Raw genomic sequence first — 17,601 nt, 5'->3', positions numbered from 1 at the left:
ATCATATTCCGCGCAGGCATGCTGGAGCCCCGCCAGCGGCGCCTGGGTCCGCAAGAGGCCCGACACCGGACGGGGCAGAAGCAACAGAGGATTTCCAATGGCTGATCCCATTCGCAATTATCAGACGTCGGCGGTGCCCGGCGTCCGTGCCGACATCGACCAGGGTCTGCGCGCGTATATGATCAAGGTCTACAATCTGATGGGGCTCGGTCTGCTCATCACCGGCCTTGCCGCCATCGGAACGATCACGCTGGCCACCACCACCGACCCGGCCTCGGCCGTCGCGACGCTGCCGAGCGGCGAGATGCTGACCTCGTTCGGCTACGCGATCTTCGGTTCGCCGCTGCGCTGGGTTGTCATGCTGGCCCCGCTGGCCGCCGTGTTCTTCCTGTCGTTCAGGATCCGGTCGATGAGCGTCGCCGCCGCGCAGACGACCTTCTGGGTCTATGCCGGCCTGGTCGGCCTGTCGCTGTCTTCGATCTTCCTGGTCTACACCACGGCAAGCATCTCGCAGACCTTCTTCGCCACCGCCGCCGCTTTCGGCGCGCTGTCGCTGTTCGGCTACACCACCAAGCGCGACCTGTCGGCGATGGGCTCGTTCTTGATCATGGGCGTGTTCGGCATCATCATCGCCTCGGTGATCAACATCTTCCTGCAGTCGTCGGCGCTCACCTTCGCCGTCTCGGCGATCGGCGTGCTGGTGTTCGCCGGCCTCACCGCCTACGACACGCAGAAGATCAAGGAGATGTATTTCGAGGGTGACGCTTCCGATGTCGCCGGCCGCAAGGCGATCATGGGCGCGCTGTCGCTCTACCTCGACTTCATCAACCTGTTCATGTTCCTGCTCCAGTTCATGGGCGACCGCCGCTAAGGGTATTGGACCATCAACTTTCGCAAGGGCGGCCCAATGGCCGCCCTTTTCTTTTGTGCGGGCCTCTGCTGTTGTTGGAGGCACAAAGGAGGTTTGCATAAAGAATGAGCAACATCGTGATCAGGTCGGCGACCCCGGCCGACCTCGACACCATCACCGAAATCTATGCCGACGCGGTCGCCAACGGCACGGCGAGCTATGAACTGGAGCCGCCCAGCCGTGCCGAGATGGGGACGCGATTCGCCACGCTCGCGGCCGGCGGCTTTCCCTATCTGGTGGCGGAGAAGGACGGCGCCGTGCTCGGCTATGCCTATGCCGGCCCCTTCCGGCCGCGCCCGGCCTATCGCTTCATCGTCGAGGATTCGGTCTATGTCGCGCCTGACGCCAAGGGCCAGGGCGTCGGTCTCAAGCTGATGCAAAGCCTGGTCGCCGCGGTCGAGGCGGCGGGCTTTCGCCAGATCGTCGCGGTGATCGGCGACGGCCGCGCCGACAGCGCCTCGGTCAGGTTGCACGAGAAGCTCGGCTTTCGCCATTCCGGCCGCCTCGAAGGCTCCGGCTATAAGCATGGGCGCTGGCTGGACACGGTGTTCATGCAGCTATCGCTGAACGGCGGGGCATCGGTCGCGCCCGATCCGGATTCGCTGCCGGAGCGGAGGTTCAGGCTCGGAGGGAAATGAGAAGAATGGGAATTGAAGAATTGAGGAATTGAAGAACTGGAGAAATGTCAGGCGCTTAGCGCTCTTTTCTCCAATTCCTCATTTCTTCAATTCCTCAGTTCCCCTTCACGCCTCGACCACCTTCAGCTTCGGATCGAAGACGCCAAGCACGCGGCCAAGCTCCTGGCCGCGTTTGAGGATACGGCCGCCCGCCGCGATGACGGCGAAGGCGCCCTGTTTGCGTGCCAGTTTCGGATCCTTGACGATCTGGAACAGCGGCACTTCGCTGGCGCGCCGAAAGACGGAAAAGACGGCGCGGTCGGTGAGATGATCGATGGCGTAGTCGCGCCATTCATTGGCGGCGACCATGCGTCCGTAGAGCCTCAGGATCAGATCCAGTTCACGCCGGTCGAAGCGGACCGGCTGGTCGAGGCGTTCACGTCGCGCCTCGTGTAGCGGGATCAATATTGCGGATGCGTCTCCATCCCCCATCCCGCCGCCGTCATCAGTCATGCCTCGATCCCTCGAAATGAATCTTTGCCAACCAAAGTTGGCCCCTTCGCACCGCAATTGCAAGAGCCGGCGAAGCGGAGGCGGCGGTGCGCCATTTCCGTCGCGTCCAGTCACGTTTGTGAAACGCATGTTGGAATTGGTGATGCTTCGCCACATTTCTGCCTTTTTTTATCCGCGCTCATGCCCCAATGTCCGACGAATTTACCGGCGTTGCCTGAGACGGTTCGGTCCGGCACCGGCTCGTAAACCCCAAGCCCCCCGCCCACGGGTCTGCGTCGGATCGAACCAACCTCGGTCTTTTCCTCGGAAAAACCAGGTGCGACGATCCCAAAACCTAAATGACCGGCGTCAGAAGCAAGCTGACGTCGGTTTTTTCGTTTTTGGACCTTTTTCAACCCGGATCGTGGCGAGCGTGGGAAGCCGGCGCAGGCTCGAAGCGGCCAGCCCTCACATCGCGACTCAATTCCGCCGACCCTGCTTGCCATCTGCCGTCTCACTTAATAGGGTGTTAAGTGGAACGGAGACAGCAATGCCACGCGCATCGGACTCCACGGCAAAACAGTTGGATGGTGTAGCGGCCGCGCCGGAGGCCGGCGGCGTCGGCCCTCGCATCAAGGCGTTGCGCACGGCACGGCGCGTCTCGCTGCGGCAGCTCGCCGACATGACCGGCACGACGGCGAGCTTCATCAGCCAGCTCGAGCGCAATCTGTGCGGCGCCAACACCGGCACGCTGCTCAAGATCGCCGGCGCTCTAGACCTTGGCATCAACGATCTGTTCGAGGACAATGCCCGCCCCTTGCACAAGGTGCTGCGGCGTGAGGAACGGCCGGTCGTCCCGGTCGGCAGGCACGGCCGCAAGATGCTCCTGTCGCGGCGGCCGATCCACCAATTCGAGGTCTATGCCGGCCATTTCGAGGTGGGCGGCTCGACCGGCGACGAGACCTATGTCCATAGCGGCGAGCACGAAATGTTCCTAGTGCTCAAGGGCACCGTTGAACTGACACTCGCCGATGAGCGCCACGTCATGCACGAAGGCGACAGCGTCGAATACGCGACCTCGGTGCCGCATCGCACGGTCAATGTCGGCGACACGCCGGCGGAGGTGCTGTGGATCATCGCCCCGCCGACCGCCGGCGCGTTCGAACTCGATCAATACAGGCCCGGAAACCGCTCGCATCCGGGTGAATGAAATCAAATGCGAGTTCTGCAATGGAAAAACTGGCGCTCGCCCGTCGCGGCGTTGCCGGTGACGGCCGCAACCGGCTCACGGGGCGCATCGGCGAAGCGATCTACCTCGGTTCGGGCTCCAAATACGAGGTCGATCTGGCCGACGGGTCGAAAGCGATCGTGCGCTCGACGCTGGAAGCAGACAGTTTTGCCATCGGCGACGAGGTCGATGTGCTGTTCGCCGGTGCCGACGTGAAGCTGCTCGCCGATGACGACAAGGCCGATCTTACGCTCACCTGATTTCGGAACGGATTTCAAAAAATGCAAGCCAAGCACAATGGCGACGTGTCGTTCTGGTATGCCGATATCGGCGGCGTGCCGGCCTATCGCCCGTCCCTGCCCGGCGACATCGAGGCCGATGTCTGTATCGTCGGCGCCGGCTACACCGGCCTGTGGACCGCCTACTATCTGAAGAAGGCGCAGCCCGCGCTGCGCATCGCCATCGTCGAGAAGGAGTTCGCCGGCTTCGGCGCTTCGGGCCGCAATGGCGGCTGGCTGTCGGGCGGCTTCAGCTGGTCGCGCGAGAAATACGCAAAAACCTCGTCGCGCGGCGCGGTGATCGACATGCAGCGCGCCATGTTCGGCACGGTCGACGAGGTGATCGCGGTGACGGAAGCCGAGGGCATCGACGCCGATATCCGCCGTGTCGACAACATCACCGTCGCCACCAACGCCGCGCAATTGCAGCGCGCCAGGGCCGAATACGAGGAGCTGCTGAGCTGGGAGATGCCGCCGGAGCGGCTGGCGTTCCTCGACGCGCGGGAGGCGCGCCAGCGCATCGCCATCGACAAGGTGCTGGGTGCTTTCGTCGTGCGCAACGTCGCGCGCGTGCAGCCGGCCAAGCTGGTCCAGGGTCTGGCGGCGGCGGTCGTGCGGCTCGGCGTGCCGATCTACGAGCAGACGCAAGTGCTGGCGATCGAGAAGGGCAAGGTCACCACCACCAGGGGCATCGTGCGGGCGCAGAAGATCGTCCGCGCCACCGAAGGCTTCACGGCGGGCATTCCCGGCTATGAGCGTCTCTGGCTGCCGCTCAACAGCGCCATCGTGGTGACGGAGAAGCTGCCGCAGAAGCTCTGGGACGCGATCGGCTGGAACGGCTACGAGGTGCTGGGCGATGCCGCCCACACCTATTGCTACGCGCAGCGCACGCGCGAAGGCCGCATCGCCATGGGCGGCCGCGGCGTGCCCTACCGCTTCGGTTCGCGCACCGATGTGCGGGGCCAGACCCAGCAGGCGACCATCGACCAGCTGCACGAGGTGCTGACCAGGCTGTTGCCGCAGACCAAGGGCGCGCGTCTCGACCATGCCTGGTGCGGCACGCTCGGCGTGCCACGCGACTGGTGCACGACTTCGGGTTTCGACAGGGAAAGCGGCATCGGCTGGGCCGGCGGCTATGTCGGGCTCGGGGTGTCGAGCTCCAACCTGTCGGGCCGCACCTTGCGCGACCTGGTGCTCGGCCACGACACCGAGCTGACCCGGCTGCCCTGGGTCAACCGCACGGTCAAGAAATGGGAGCCGGAACCGCTGCGCTGGCTCGGCGTGCACACCATGTACCAGCTCTATCGCATCGCCGACCGGCGTGAAGCAAACGGCCTGGGCCGGACCTCACGCCTTGCGGCCTTTGCCGATCGCCTGACCGGACACTGAAGATGTGCAGCGGGTTCCGTCTGGAACCACGCCGAACCGCGTGACGTTACAGTTTTCGATCGAGGGAGGTCTCGGATACGGGCTTGTGAATGAAAGCCGCACCCAGGATGGGACCTGGCAGGCCATCCTTGCCGACCGACTGCAGAAGCACGGCGCAACCGCCCTTCTTGGTGATCTCGCTCAGCGGCAATTCGTAGCGCTGCGCCTTGCCGTGCCACATGCCGGCGGTCTGGATCCCGGTCACCGCGTTCCAGTAGGTCATCTTGCGGCCGGAGTTCTCACCCTCGGCGATCTTGACCGTCTGCGGAGGCTCGAAATAGACGATGACGACATGGGCGTCGCTGGGGCCCGCCCCGGCATCGCCGGCGTCTATGATCACGCGGTCGCTGGTCCGGCTGACCTTGATGGCGACGCGCATGCCTTCGCCGCCCCGGGCCATACGGGCAAGCGCGCCGTCGACTTCGCCGCGGTTGGCGCCGTTGACGTGGACACGGCCGTTGATGACCGCTTGCGGCGTGTACACGGAGCGGCTGCCGAAGGCGCGCATATAGTCGTTCTGGCGCTCGGTATTCTCTTTATGGCTCAGCGTGTCCCGCCAGCCGAGATAGTCCCAATAGTCGACGTGATAGGAGAGCGCGACGAGGTCTTCCTGGACGGCAAGTTCGGCGAAGAATGCATCGGCCGGCGGACAGGAACTGCAGCCCTGGCTGGTGAAAAGCTCAACCACGCCGAGCGGCTTCTCCAGCTGGGGCTTGTCTGCCTGGGCCCTCTCGGTCTCGCCGGCATGGCCAGCGCCGGCAAAAGCCGAGAAGGCCAGCGCGAAGGCTGCCAGCCACAAAGATCGTCGCGAGGCCATGACCATTCCAATTCCCGCCGGTGATGCCGGCTTTGTTCTGCTTTGCCGAAATATGTGGCAGAACGGGAAGTCAACGGGAAGTCACGTTGCGGTGAAATTTTACCGCCGCAACCGTGAGGTAAGGCCGCAATAGGAGAAGCCACGGCATTTCAGGGCGTGGTTCGATTCGGCGGCGGCATCATCCCCATGTGGCAGGTTCTCCTCACCCCCGTCGATTTCTATTGCGAGCGAACCAGCCGTGGACTTTGGTCCGAGCCGGTCAATGCTTTGACGGACCTTGCCTTCATCGCCGCAGGACTGTGGGGAGCAGGGGAGTAGGGGAGTAGGGGAGTAGGGGAGTAGGGGAGTAGGTTACCCGTCCCCGGCTAGTTCCCTACTCCCCTGCTTTCTACGCTGCCAGATCGCGCAGCACGTATTGCAGGATGCCGCCGTTCTTGAAGTAGTCGAGCTCATCCAGCGTATCGATGCGGCAGATGATCGGCACGTTCTTCACCGTGCCGTCGCCATAGGTGATCTTGGCGGTCATCGTCTGGCGCGGCTTGATGGCGCTCAACCCATCGATCTCGACCAGCTCGTCGCCCTTGAGGTTGAGCGAGGCCCAGGAGGTGCCTTCCTCGAAGACGAAGGGGATGACGCCCATGCCGACCAGGTTCGAGCGGTGGATGCGCTCGAAGGACTGGGCGATGACGGCGCGGACACCAAGCAGGTTGGTGCCCTTGGCCGCCCAGTCGCGCGACGAGCCGTTGCCGTATTCGACGCCGGCGAAGATGACCAGCGGCACGCCTTCCTTCTTGTATTCCATCGCCGCGTCGTAGATCGATTCCTCTTCCTTCGTGGGATAGTGGATGGTGTAACCGCCCTCGCGGCCATTCTCGCCCAGCATGTGGTTGCGGATGCGGATGTTGGCGAAGGTGCCGCGCATCATCACCTCATGGTTGCCGCGCCGCGTGCCGTACTGGTTGAAGTCGGCGACGCCGACGCCATGGTCGGTGAGGTATTTGCCGGCCGGCGAGGCGGCCTTGATCGACCCGGCGGGCGAGATGTGATCGGTGGTGATCTTGTCGCCGAACAGGCCGAGCACGCGGGCGCCCTTGATGTCGCCGATCTTGCCGAAACCTGATGTCATGCCGGCGAAGTAGGGCGGGTTCTGCACATAGGTCGAATTGTTGTCCCAGGCATAGGTCTGGCCTTCCGGCGCCTTGACGTTCTGCCAGTACTCGTCGCCCTTGAAGACGTCGGCATATTTGCGGGCGAACAGCTCGCGGGTGACGTTCTTCTCGATGAACTCCTGGATCTCGGCCGAGCTTGGCCAGATATCCTTGAGATAAACCGGATTGCCGTTCTTGTCGTCGCCGAGCGGCTCTGATGTCAGGTCCTTGGTGACGGTGCCGGCGAGCGCGTGGGCCACGACCAGCGGTGGCGAGGCGAGGTAGTTCGCCTGCACGTCGGGCGAGACGCGACCTTCGAAGTTGCGGTTGCCGGAGAGCACGGCGGCAGCGATCAGGCCTTTGTCGTTGATGGTCTTGGAGATCGGCGCCGGCAGCGGGCCGGAATTGCCGATACAGGTGGTGCAGCCGAAGCCCACCAGGTTGAAGCCGATCTGGTCGAGCTCCTTCTGCAGGCCCGACTTTTCCAGATATTCGGCCACCACCTGACTGCCGGGTGCCAGCGAGGTTTTTACCCACGGCTTCTGCTTCAAGCCGAGGCGGTTGGCGTTGCGGGCAAGCAAGCCGGCGCCGATCAGCACGCTCGGGTTCGAGGTGTTGGTGCAGGACGTGATGGCGGCGATGACGACGTCGCCATGGCCGAGGTCATGGTCGGTGCCTTCAACGGCGTAGCGCTTGGAGATTTCCGCGGCCTTCTTGTACTCGGTGTCCATCGCCTTGGCGAAGCCGGCCGGAATGCCCTCGAGCGCGACACGGCCTTCCGGGCGCTTGGGGCCGGCCATGGACGGCACGACGCTGTCGAGTTCCAGTTCGAGCAGGTCGGTGAAGACCGGATCGGCGGAACCGGCCTCGCGCCACATGCCTTGCGCCTTGGAATAGGCCTCGACCAAGGCGATGCGGTCCTCGCTGCGGCCCGACATTGTGAGGTAGCGGATGGTTTCCGAGTCCACGGGGAAGAAACCGCAGGTGGCGCCGTATTCGGGCGCCATGTTGCCGATGGTGGCGCGGTCGGCCAGCGTCATGTTGGAGAGGCCCGGCCCGAAGAACTCGACGAACTTGCCGACGACGCCCTTCTTGCGCAGCATCTGGGTGACGGTGAGCACGAGGTCGGTGGCGGTGACGCCCTCCTTGAGCTTGCCGGTGAGGCGGAAGCCGATGACTTCGGGCAACAGCATGGAAACCGGCTGGCCGAGCATGGCCGCCTCGGCCTCGATGCCGCCGACGCCCCAGCCGAGCACGCCAAGGCCGTTGATCATGGTGGTGTGAGAATCGGTGCCGACGCAGGTGTCGGGATAGGCTGTGGTTTCGCCGTCCTCGGTGCTGGTCCACACGACCTGGCCGAGATATTCGAGGTTGACCTGGTGGCAGATGCCGGTGCCGGGCGGCACGACGCGGAAGTTGCGGAACGCCTGCTGGCCCCATTTCAGGAATTTGTAGCGCTCTTCGTTGCGCTCATATTCGAGTTCGACATTGCGGGCGAAGGCCATCGGCGTGCCGAACTCGTCGACGATGACGGAATGGTCGATGACGAGGTCGACCGGAACCAGCGGGTTGATCTTCTGCGGATCGCCGCCGAGCGAGGCCATGGCGTCGCGCATGGCGGCGAGATCGACCACGGCCGGGACGCCGGTGAAATCCTGCATCAAGACGCGGGCCGGGCGGTAGGCGATCTCGACGCCGGCGGTGCCCTTGTCGGTCAGCCAGCCGGCCACCGCCTGGATCGATTCCTTGGTGACGGAGCGGCCATCCTCGTTGCGCAGCAGGTTTTCCAGCAGCACCTTCATCGAATAGGGCAGCTGGGCAATGCCGGTGAGGCCGTTCTTCTCGGCCTCGACGAGGTCGAAATAGACATACTCGGCGTCGCCCGCTTTCAGCGTGCGGCGGCAATTGAAACTGTCGAGGGATTTTGACACGTGCGATCCTTGTCTGTTCAGCCTGAAAGGGAACGGACGCCGATGGCATGCAATCACGCGCAAAGGTGCGGGTACGGCCATTTCCGCTGTCCGCTCCCAAGCAACCCGAGCCGTTCAAGGCGGCGCGTGCGCTGGTTCGGCGCTAATTCTGTTCCCGTGCCGACCGCTGGCACGGATGACCCGCATATAGAGAATTTTCTGGAATAGTTCTAGACAGTTGCAAAGCAAATTTGTGCGATGCGGCAGCGGCCGTGCCGCTTCGTTCGAGGGACAGGCAAGGGATGCGGCTGATCGCCGAAAATCTGGGCGGCGAGCGCGGCGGCGAGGCGGTGTTTTCCGGCATCGGGTTTGCCCTGGAGACGGGGCAGGCGCTGGTCGTCACCGGGCCGAACGGCTCGGGCAAATCGACCTTGCTCAGGGTGGTCGCCGCGCTGCTGCCGAAAGCCGCAGGCCGCCTGCTGCTCGAAGGCGGCGGCGACGAATTCCCGTCGATCGCGTCGGCCTGCCACTATCTCGGCCATCAGAATGCAATGAAGACGGCGCTGAGCGTGGCGGAGAATTTGCGCTTCTGGCGGGAGTTCCATGGCGAAGGCCGGCTCGGTGTCGAGGAGGCGCTGGAAACGGTCGGGCTGGGCGGCATCGGTCATTTGCCGTTCGGCTATCTCTCGACCGGGCAAAGGCGCCGCGCGGCGATCGCCAAGCTTTTGGTCAGCCATAGGCCGCTGTGGCTGCTGGACGAGCCGACGGCGGGCCTGGACAAGGCTTCGGAGGGAAGGTTCGCGCGGTTGATGAGCGGGCATTGCGCGGAAGGCGGGATGATTGTCGCGGCGACGCATCTGCCGCTGGGGTTGGAAGGGGCGCGCGAGCTGCAAATGAGGGTAGGCCATTGATTTCCGTGCTCTACGGCGCCCCCCTCTGGCCTGCCGGCCATCTCCCCCACGAGGGGGGAGATTGGTGGCTTCGGCGCCTCGCTCATCTTGGCGACGCTAGTGATTGGCGAAAGCCGAACCGACGGCTGATCTCCCCCCTCGTGGGGGAGATGTCCGGCAGGACAGAGGGGGGCGTGACGGAACGCCTTCTTCAACCGGGGACCACATCGTAATGTGGTCCCTCTTAGCCCGCGACATCCGCCTCAATATCCGTGCCGGCGGTGGCGCGCTGACCGGCGTCATCTTCTTCCTTGCCGTCATCGCCACCATCCCCTTCGGCGTCGGGCCGGACCTCAAGCTCTTGGCCCGCATCGGCCCTGCGATCCTGTGGATCGGCGCCTTGCTTGCCTGCCTGCTCGGCCTCGACCGGCTGTTCCAGGCCGACCGCGAGGACGGCGCGCTCGATCTGCTGGTGCTCGGCCACGACCGGCACATGCTGGCGCTGACGGTGCTGGTGAAATGCGTCGCGCATTGGGCGGGAAGCGTCTTGCCGCTGGTGGTCGCCGCGCCCCTGCTCGGCCTGTTCATGAACATGGAACCGGTCGCCATCGGCGCCACGGCACTGACGCTTCTGGTCGGCACGCCGGCCATCACCTTCATCGGCGCCGTCGGCGCCGCGGTGGCGGTGGCGCTGCCGCGCGGCGGGCTGTTGATCTCGGTGTTGGTGCTGCCGCTGACCATTCCGGTGTTGATCTTCGGTGTTTCGGCAAGCTACGGGGCGACGGCGAATCCCGATCCGTTCCTGCAGCCTTTCCTCATTCTTGCCGCGCTGACGTTGTTTCTTGCGGTGCTGGGCCCCGTGGCCGCGGCGCTGGCGCTGCGCCATGGCACGGATTGAGTCGGCCGCGAGCGGCAGAGGCTGCGGCGCGGCGGCAGATTGCGCGGCCCGTGGCGCGAGGTTAAGGGAAGGCATGAGCGAGCGCAGCGAACGGACCGGGTTGGCGAGCGGCATGCCAGGGAGGCGGCCGGCATGAGCCCGCACGCACTCTACGTCACCGCCGCCTATGCCATCACCGCGATCGTGCTGGCCGGGCTGATCGGCTGGATTCTGCTTGACCAGCGGGCACGCAAGCGCGAACTCGCCGAACTCGAGGCGGCCGGGGTGCGGCGGCGCTCCGACAAGACCGGGGCGGGAAAGCCGTGAGCAGCGAAATCGAAACGCCGACGCGTCGCCGCCTGTTCGTGTTCTTGCCGCTGCTGGTTTTCCTCGGCCTGGCCGGCCTGTTCCTGTCGCAGCTTCTGTCGGGACGCGATGTCTCGGAAGTGCCATCGGCGCTCATCGGCCTGCCGGCGCCGCAGACCAGTCTGCCGGCGCTGGAGGGGTCAAACCTGCCGGGGCTCGATTCGAAAGCCTTCGCCGGCAAGGTCACTCTGGTCAACGTCTTTGCGTCGTGGTGCGCGCCGTGCCGGGAAGAGCACCCGGTTCTGTTGGCGCTGGCGCAGGACAAGCGGTTCACGATGGCGGCGCTGAATTACAAGGACCGGCCGGAAAACGCCCGCCGCTTCCTCGGCGACCTCGGCAATCCGTTCCAGGCGATCGGCGTCGACGAAGCCGGCCGCACGGCGATCGACTGGGGCGTCTATGGCGTGCCGGAAACCTTCGTCATCGGCAAGGATGGCAAGATAGCCTACAAGCATGTCGGCCCGCTGACGGCGGAGTCGGCGAGGGATCTCTTGCTGCCACAGATTGAAAAAGCGCTGGGCGTACCGAACTGACAACTCCAACTCGCCTTCGTCATCCTAGGGCGAAGCAAGGAGCGAAGCGACGCGGCGCAGACCCCTGGAGCTGCTTTGCAGCCCAAGGGATCCATGCCGTGATATTAGTGACAGGCAAGGCGGATCAGGATAAGGGACTCTTCGCCGCTGATAGAACCGCTATTCCGAGCCGCTGCATGCTTCGTTTGAAGTCGCGGCATGGATCCTCGGGTCAAGCCCGAGGATGACGAAACGCGGTGGGGCTCAGCCGTAGATCTGCTTGTGGATCTGGTAGAGCATTTCCGAGCGGTCGGCGCGCATGTCGGCGAGGTCGCGGCTGGAGAAGCTGTCGATTTCGGCGACGAGGCGGTTGTAGTGCTTGCGCTTGGCGATGCTGCTGCGAGCGCGGGTCATCAGGTCATTCAAGATCATAGCAAGGTTCCTTCTGTGCCGCATTCTCGCGGCGGGTTCTTCCTCCCTTGATCGATACGGAGCATGACATAGTAATGGTGCATTGCAAAAAGAAGATGTTGCAATGCACCATTGCACTGCGCGCATAGCCGGTTAATGGCGTCCTAAGGAACGTCCCGCCGTTTTGTCTTACAAATTGCTGATACCCCGTCTTGCCAGATCGATCGCGGGCTGGCTTGATCCGGCGTCACGTGATGCCGGGAGGAAATGCATGGCGGCCGCAGACTATTACGAAATTCTCGATCCGCGTTTCGCGCGCCTGTTCAATGGCAGCGCGCAAGTGGAGAAACTGTTCACCGGCTGCCGCTGGGCCGAAGGGCCGGCCTGGTTCGCCGCCGGCCGCTATGTCGTGTGGTCGGACATTCCGAACAACCGCATGCTGCGTTATGACGAAACCGACGGCAGCGTCAGCGTGTTCCGCCAGCCCTCGGGCAATTCCAACGGCAACACCGTCGACCGGCAGGGCCGGCTCGTCACCTGCGAGCATTCGGGCCGCCGCGTCAGCCGCACCGAGCATGATGGCTCGGTCACCACCATCGCCGCCAAATGGAAGGGCAAGCGGCTGAACTCGCCCAACGACGCGGTGGTGAAATCCGACGGCTCGGTCTGGTTCACCGACCCCAGCTACGGCATCGACACCGACTATGAGGGCGACAAGGCCGAGAGCGAGATCGGCGCCTGCAACGTCTACCGGGTGGATCCCGACACGGGCGAGGTCGAGGCCGTGATCACCGACATGGTCAGGCCGAACGGGCTTGCCTTCTCGCTCGACGAAAGCCTGCTCTATGTCGTCGACACCGGCCGCACGCATGGCGCTGAGAACCCGGCGCATATGCGGGTGTTCAACGTCGGCAAGCACGGCAAGAAGGTTTCCGGCGGCAAGGTCTTCGCCGACTGCACATCAGGCCTATTCGACGGGTTCCGGCTCGACGCCGACGGACGCATCTGGACCAGCGCTGCCGACGGCATCCACTGCTACGATCCGGACGGCACGCTGATCGGCAAGGTCAAGGTGCCGGAGGTGACCGCCAATTGCGTGTTCGGCGGCACCAAGCTGAACTGCCTCTACATCGCCGGCACCACCTCGCTCTATTCGGTGCGGCTGATGGTGAATGGGGCCAAGACTTTTTGAGGCTGCTCGCAACTTTTCTCTGGCGGCCCTTGTTGGCGCTTCTGCGGATAGCCGCGGCACCCGCTTCGCCGCGGCTTCCGCAGCCGCCATTATTTGCTCCGCCGGAGCGGAGTTCGAAGCAGTCCGCCGATGGTATCAGGCACAAATCAATGGGAGGACGTCATGCCATTCGTCAACATCCGCATCGTCAAGGAAGTGATCGCCGCCGATCCGGCAGGCAAGAAGGCTGACATCGCCAGAAAAGTCACGGCGGCCATCATGGACGCCACCGGACTCGGCAATGACGACGTCTGGGTGGTGTTCGAAGAGGTCAACGCCCGCGACTGGTATGTCGGTAAGACCGATGTCGAGACCTTGCGGAAGGGGTAGATCGAAGGAAGGCGAAGTCCTTTCCACTTCGTCATCCTAGGGCGAAGCAGTCGCGAAGCGACGTCGCGGAGACCCTAGGATCCATGCCGGACCTTTCGAACGTCGCGGCGGTGCAGTTTCCGTCTGTGATACGGTCAGTGTACTAGCCACGTCGGGGTGCCTGTTCTGAACCGCTGCATTCTTTGGCAAATGTCACGGCATGGATTCTAGGGTCTGCGCCGCGTCGCTGCGCTCCTTGCTCCGCCCTAGAATGACGAAGTCGCATGGTTGGCCGCTAAAGGATCAAGGCTAGCGTATGAAATCTGCGAAACCGGACAGCGCATTGCGCATGCCAGCACCTTTTCCGGCTCAGCCAAAATGGCCTCCATCTCCGCTGGCTTCTTCCCGAGCAGGGCGATCTCCAACCCACCATCATGCAGCGCGAACGACATGGTCCGCATGATCTCGGCCAAAGCGGCTCGGGCATAGAGCGAACGCGGCGAGGCGTGGGCCAGCATGGCCGGCTTGTCGACGGCGGCGTCGCGCGAGACCAGCCAGTCGAGCGCGTTCTTCAGTCCGCCCGGCACGCCATGCGCATATTCGGGGCAGGAGACGATGACGCCGTCGGCGCGGGTGACGGCGTCGATCAGGTCGGAGGCTTCGCCCGGTGTTCGCTCGCCCTCGTCGTCGGGGTTGAAGATCGGCAGGCCGCGAATTCCGTCATAGACGGTGATACGACAGCCCTCGGGCGCGTTCAGCGCCAGTGCCGCGACCAGGGCCGAATTGGTGGAGGCCGCCCGCAGGCTGCCTGAGATGGCAAGAAGGTGGAGCAAGATGGATAGGTCCGGGCGAATCGTGGGCCGAAAACCCTACCACATCGTCTGCTTGTACTCGTCGTCCAGCCAGCGGTCGGTCGCCTCGGCCGAATCGGCCAATGCCAGTTGATCGCGCAGGATCTGGCCGAGCGTCGGCAGCGTGGCACGGTCGTACCAGCTCTCGGGCTTCCACAGATCGGAGCGCATGAAGGCCTTGGCGCAATGCATGTAGGCGGCCTTGACGGCGACCACGATGACGCTTTGCGGCTCCTTGCCGTCGACCGCGAGGCGCTCGCGCAAAGTGGCATCCACGGTGATGCGGGCTTCGCCATTGAGGCGCAGCGTCTCGTTCATGCCCGGGATGAGGAAGAGCAGCCCGACCGAGGGATTGCGCAGGATGTTCTCCAGCGTATCCAGCCGGTTGTTGCCGGGCCGGTCGGGAATGGCGATCGTATTCTCGTCGAGAATGGCGGTGAAGCCGGGCTTGTCGCCTTTCGGGGTAACGTCGGCATTGCCTTCGCCATCGGACGAGCCGATCAGCACGAACGGGCTCTTGCCGATGAAGGAGCGGCAATGGCCGTCGAGCGCCTTCAATTCCTTGCGGATCGAACCATCGGTCGGGCGCGGCGTCTTGTAGATCGTCCGCAGCTCTTCCTGGGTGGTGACGAATTCCATGGCTCTCCCCTTTATTCCCTGCCTTATTTGCCGGCTTTCTCTTCCCCGCCGGCTTTGTCGTCGAGCGAATGGCGCAGGATGAGCGGCATCTGGCTGAAGGTGAACAGAAGCGTTATCGGCATGATGCCCCAGACCTTGAAGGTAACCCAGGCGTCGGTGGAAAAATTGCGCCAGACCACTTCGTTGACGATGGCCAGGAACAGGAAGAACAGGCCCCAGCGGAAGGTGAGCTTGCGCCAGCCTTCGGCATCGAGTTTGAAGGCGGACTCGAAGACATAGCCGAGCAGCGAGCGGCCGAAATACAGGCCGCCGAGCAGCACCCCGCCGAACAGCGTGTTGACGATGGTCGGCTTCATCTTGATGAAGATGTCGTCCTGCAGATAGAGCGTCAGCGCGCCGAAAATGAAAACGACGACGCCAGACACCATCGGCATGATCGGCAGGGTGCGGGTCAGCAGCCATGAGGCGATCAACGCGATCGCGGTCGCGGCCATGAACAGGCCGGTGGCGACGAAGATCGGACCGCCGAATTCGGCCAGCACCGGAAATTTCTGCGTCAGCCACTCGCCGCGCGCATTGGCGAAGAAAAAGACGAGCAGCGGCCCCAGCTCCAGCGCCAGCTTGAGCAGGGGGTTGATGCCTTCCTTCTTCTCTTTCTGCGGGTCGGACGGATCGCGTTCGAGAATGGGTGGGTTCATGGTTTCCTTCTTACGCACGATCCAATCCGGAAGCCTCACTTCCGGCATCGTGCCTGTTCAAGCCACTCCAGCGATCGCCCTGGCGAATTCGCTTGCGGAAAACGGTTCGAGGTCGTCGACTTGCTCGCCGACGCCGATGAAATAGACCGGCAATTTGTGCTTTGCCGCGATCGCCACCAGAATACCGCCGCGCGCCGTGCCGTCCAGCTTGGTCATCACCAGGCCGTTGACGCCGGCGACATTGCGGAAGATTTCGACCTGGTTGAGCGCGTTCTGGCCGGTGGTGGCGTCGACTGTCTGCAGCACGGTGTGCGGCGCTTCGGGATCGAGCTTACCAAGCACGCGAACGATCTTTTCCAGCTCGGCCATCAGTTCCGTCTTGTTCTGCAGCCGGCCGGCAGTGTCGATGATCAGCACGTCGGAGCCCGCCTCCTTCGCCTTCTCGAAGGCGTCGTAGGCAAGGCCGGCGGCATCGGCGCCGAGCTTGGAGGCAATGACGGGCGATTTCGTGCGTTCGCCCCAGATCTTCAGCTGTTCGATGGCGGCGGCGCGGAACGTGTCGCCGGCGGCCAGCATCACCGACAGGCCGCCATCGGTCAGCTTGGCGGCGAGCTTGCCGATGGTCGTGGTCTTGCCGGTGCCATTGACGCCGACCACCAGGATGACATGCGGCTTGTGCGAGAGATCGAGCTCGAGCGGCTTTGCGACCGGGGCGAGCACCTTCTCCACCTCGGCCGCCATGACGGCGCGCACCTCGGTATCGGAAACATCCTTGCCGTAACGGCTCGAGGCCAGTGAATCGGTGACGCGCAGCGCCGTCTCCACGCCAAGATCGGCGCGGATCAGCACGTCCTCCAGGTCCTGCAGCGTCTCCTCGTCCAGCTTGCGCTTGGTGAAAACGCCGGCAATGTTGCCGGTCAGCTCGCGCGACGACCGGGCAAGTCCGTCCCGCATGCGCTGGAACCAGGACCGCCTCGGCGCCGGCTCGGGCGCCTTCTGCACTTCGGCCTTCTGCTCGACCTTCCTGGCCACCGTCACCTTGCCGGGAGCGGGTTTGGGCTCCGGGGCGGGTTGTGGGATCGATTGAGGCTCGGGCGCGATCTCGGCAATGACCGGCTGGGTTTCGACGGGTGCCGGCTGGCGGATAGGTGACGCGATTTCCGCCGATGGAGCGGTTTCGATCGGAGATGGGATGGTTTCCGCAGGCTGGCGCTGCCCCTCACCCTCTCCCAGTGAAGGACGGAGAGAGGGAGGCGTCAGCGTTGAGCTTTTCTCCTTGACGTCGCCAAGAGGGGCGCCGGCATCGCGATCAGCTCCGTTCTCCTCGTCCCTATGCGGGGAAAAGGTGCCGGCAGGCGGATGAGGGGCAGCGCCAGCCTCTGAAGTCGGCTGCTCGGAGGCGGCCGTCGACTGAGGGGCTTCAACCGGCGACGCCGGCGGCACTTCGACCGGTGCGGGCATGTCGGCCGGCACTTCGACTGGGGGCGCCGGCACTTCCACAGGCGCGGGTTCCGGTTGCCTCTCCGGACGCGATGGAACGATCTCCGGCTCGGATGGCGCGGGCGGAATCTCCCGCGGCCGCCGTTCGGGCGCGGGCTCCGGAACGACGGGCGGCTGCGGCACTTCTTCGGGCGCCGGCGGTTCAGGCGTCTGGGGCGGGGCTGCCGGTTTCTCTTCCGGCGCAGGCTCCGGCTGCCGTTCCGGTTCTGACGGAACGGTAGGCTCCGGCGGGGGCGGAATGGTGGGGACAGGTTCGGGCTTGGGCTCCTCGGGCTCCGGTCCAGGCGCGGCCGCCGGCGCGGCTTCCGCCACAGCCTCCTCCCGCTTCAAAAACTCCGGCACGGCCTGCTCGGCCGCCGGCTTCAGCGCGTCGAGCTGATCCCATTTGATCGGCGGGAGGGGGGCGGTCTCGTCGATGCGCTCCTCGACGACCTCCTTCTTGCCGAACGAAAATATCTTCTTGAAAAAACCAGCCATGCTTTTGCGTTT

At 64.2% G+C, this 17,601-nt stretch carries 20 protein-coding genes; 11 read left to right on the top strand and 9 right to left on the bottom strand.

Going from position 1 to position 17,601, the window contains the following annotated elements:
• Positions 1 to 97: 97 nt before the first annotated feature.
• Positions 98 to 871, top strand: a complete 774-nt coding sequence (locus EN861_RS10820; RefSeq protein ID WP_135863444.1) for a Bax inhibitor-1/YccA family protein — start codon at positions 98 to 100, stop codon at positions 869 to 871.
• Positions 872 to 975: 104 nt separating this feature from the next.
• Complete coding sequence (locus tag EN861_RS10815; protein ID WP_135863442.1) at positions 976 to 1,548, top strand: GNAT family N-acetyltransferase; 573 nt, start codon at positions 976 to 978, stop codon at positions 1,546 to 1,548.
• 105 nt (positions 1,549 to 1,653) lie between these two features.
• Here EN861_RS10815 and EN861_RS10810 read toward each other — a convergent pair whose 3' ends face one another.
• Both EN861_RS10810 and EN861_RS10805 read right to left on the bottom strand, forming a co-directional pair.
• On the bottom strand, positions 1,654 to 2,040 hold the full coding sequence (locus tag EN861_RS10810) for a DUF2794 domain-containing protein (protein ID WP_127279199.1): 387 nt from the start codon (positions 2,038 to 2,040) through the stop codon (positions 1,654 to 1,656).
• Positions 2,041 to 2,150: 110 nt separating this feature from the next.
• A complete protein-coding gene (locus EN861_RS10805; RefSeq protein ID WP_135863440.1) occupies positions 2,151 to 2,435 on the bottom strand; it encodes a hypothetical protein in 285 nt (94 codons plus the stop codon).
• Between the two features lie 134 nt (positions 2,436 to 2,569).
• Between EN861_RS10805 and EN861_RS10800 the strand changes: the two genes are divergently transcribed.
• From EN861_RS10800 to EN861_RS10790, 3 genes are read left to right on the top strand one after another with little or no spacing between them, the layout of a single operon-like run.
• Positions 2,570 to 3,229 carry an XRE family transcriptional regulator gene (locus EN861_RS10800; protein ID WP_135863439.1) on the top strand — a complete coding sequence of 220 codons (660 nt, stop codon included), beginning with the start codon at positions 2,570 to 2,572 and terminating at the stop codon, positions 3,227 to 3,229.
• Positions 3,230 to 3,249: 20 nt separating this feature from the next.
• Positions 3,250 to 3,507: a TOBE domain-containing protein gene (locus tag EN861_RS10795; RefSeq protein WP_245511786.1), complete on the top strand. Its 258-nt coding sequence runs from the start codon at positions 3,250 to 3,252 to the stop codon at positions 3,505 to 3,507.
• 21 nt (positions 3,508 to 3,528) lie between these two features.
• Positions 3,529 to 4,914 (top strand): FAD-binding oxidoreductase, encoded by a 1,386-nt coding sequence (locus EN861_RS10790; protein WP_135863437.1) that lies wholly within the window; start codon positions 3,529 to 3,531, stop codon positions 4,912 to 4,914.
• 46 nt (positions 4,915 to 4,960) lie between these two features.
• Here the strand turns inward: EN861_RS10790 and EN861_RS10785 are convergent, their stop codons facing one another.
• Entirely contained in the window at positions 4,961 to 5,776 is an 816-nt protein-coding gene (locus EN861_RS10785; RefSeq protein WP_135863435.1) for a thioredoxin family protein, read from the bottom strand.
• Positions 5,777 to 6,158: 382 nt separating this feature from the next.
• On the bottom strand, positions 6,159 to 8,849 hold the full coding sequence (gene acnA, locus EN861_RS10780; protein ID WP_135863433.1) for an aconitate hydratase AcnA: 2,691 nt from the start codon (positions 8,847 to 8,849) through the stop codon (positions 6,159 to 6,161).
• A gap of 281 nt (positions 8,850 to 9,130) precedes the next feature.
• Here acnA and ccmA point away from each other — a divergent pair, with 281 nt between their 5' ends.
• From ccmA to EN861_RS10755, 4 genes are all read left to right on the top strand, one after another.
• Positions 9,131 to 9,739 (top strand): heme ABC exporter ATP-binding protein CcmA, encoded by a 609-nt coding sequence (gene ccmA / locus EN861_RS10775; protein ID WP_135863545.1) that lies wholly within the window; start codon positions 9,131 to 9,133, stop codon positions 9,737 to 9,739.
• 211 nt (positions 9,740 to 9,950) lie between these two features.
• Entirely contained in the window at positions 9,951 to 10,616 is a 666-nt protein-coding gene (gene ccmB / locus EN861_RS10765) for a heme exporter protein CcmB (protein WP_127872807.1), read from the top strand.
• A 132-nt stretch (positions 10,617 to 10,748) separates the two neighbouring features.
• Entirely contained in the window at positions 10,749 to 10,922 is a 174-nt protein-coding gene (gene ccmD / locus EN861_RS10760) for a heme exporter protein CcmD (RefSeq protein ID WP_127280270.1), read from the top strand.
• Positions 10,919 to 11,494 carry a DsbE family thiol:disulfide interchange protein gene (locus tag EN861_RS10755; protein ID WP_135863429.1) on the top strand — a complete coding sequence of 192 codons (576 nt, stop codon included), beginning with the start codon at positions 10,919 to 10,921 and terminating at the stop codon, positions 11,492 to 11,494. The genes ccmD and EN861_RS10755 overlap by 4 nt, the downstream gene beginning before the upstream one ends.
• Positions 11,495 to 11,737: 243 nt before the next feature.
• Here the strand turns inward: EN861_RS10755 and EN861_RS10750 are convergent, their stop codons facing one another.
• Positions 11,738 to 11,905 carry a hypothetical protein gene (locus EN861_RS10750; RefSeq protein WP_127280268.1) on the bottom strand — a complete coding sequence of 56 codons (168 nt, stop codon included), beginning with the start codon at positions 11,903 to 11,905 and terminating at the stop codon, positions 11,738 to 11,740.
• Positions 11,906 to 12,155: 250 nt separating this feature from the next.
• Here EN861_RS10750 and EN861_RS10745 point away from each other — a divergent pair, with 250 nt between their 5' ends.
• Together EN861_RS10745 and EN861_RS10740 are read left to right on the top strand one after the other, a co-directional pair.
• On the top strand, positions 12,156 to 13,076 hold the full coding sequence (locus EN861_RS10745; protein ID WP_127872809.1) for an SMP-30/gluconolactonase/LRE family protein: 921 nt from the start codon (positions 12,156 to 12,158) through the stop codon (positions 13,074 to 13,076).
• 162 nt (positions 13,077 to 13,238) lie between these two features.
• Positions 13,239 to 13,445: a 4-oxalocrotonate tautomerase family protein gene (locus EN861_RS10740; protein WP_127280266.1), complete on the top strand. Its 207-nt coding sequence runs from the start codon at positions 13,239 to 13,241 to the stop codon at positions 13,443 to 13,445.
• Positions 13,446 to 13,690: 245 nt separating this feature from the next.
• Here EN861_RS10740 and EN861_RS10735 read toward each other — a convergent pair whose 3' ends face one another.
• Genes EN861_RS10735 through ftsY form a run of 4 tightly spaced genes read right to left on the bottom strand, consistent with a single transcriptional unit; the run spans position 13,691 to position 17,589 of the window.
• On the bottom strand, positions 13,691 to 14,257 hold the full coding sequence (locus EN861_RS10735) for an NADPH-dependent FMN reductase (RefSeq protein ID WP_245512016.1): 567 nt from the start codon (positions 14,255 to 14,257) through the stop codon (positions 13,691 to 13,693).
• Positions 14,258 to 14,293: 36 nt separating this feature from the next.
• Positions 14,294 to 14,914, bottom strand: a complete 621-nt coding sequence (locus EN861_RS10730; protein ID WP_127872811.1) for a pyridoxamine 5'-phosphate oxidase family protein — start codon at positions 14,912 to 14,914, stop codon at positions 14,294 to 14,296.
• Between the two features lie 23 nt (positions 14,915 to 14,937).
• Positions 14,938 to 15,612: a septation protein A gene (locus tag EN861_RS10725; RefSeq protein ID WP_127872812.1), complete on the bottom strand. Its 675-nt coding sequence runs from the start codon at positions 15,610 to 15,612 to the stop codon at positions 14,938 to 14,940.
• A 57-nt stretch (positions 15,613 to 15,669) separates the two neighbouring features.
• Positions 15,670 to 17,589 (bottom strand): signal recognition particle-docking protein FtsY, encoded by a 1,920-nt coding sequence (gene ftsY, locus EN861_RS10720; RefSeq protein WP_127872813.1) that lies wholly within the window; start codon positions 17,587 to 17,589, stop codon positions 15,670 to 15,672.
• Between the last annotated feature and the right edge of the window lie 12 nt (positions 17,590 to 17,601).

This window comes from Mesorhizobium sp. M8A.F.Ca.ET.218.01.1.1, from assembly GCF_004791165.1.
In the GTDB taxonomy this organism is placed as follows: Bacteria; Pseudomonadota; Alphaproteobacteria; order Rhizobiales; family Rhizobiaceae; genus Mesorhizobium.
The sequence above is the reverse complement of the archived record's forward strand: the minus strand, read 5'-3'. Positions and strand labels throughout refer to the sequence as shown.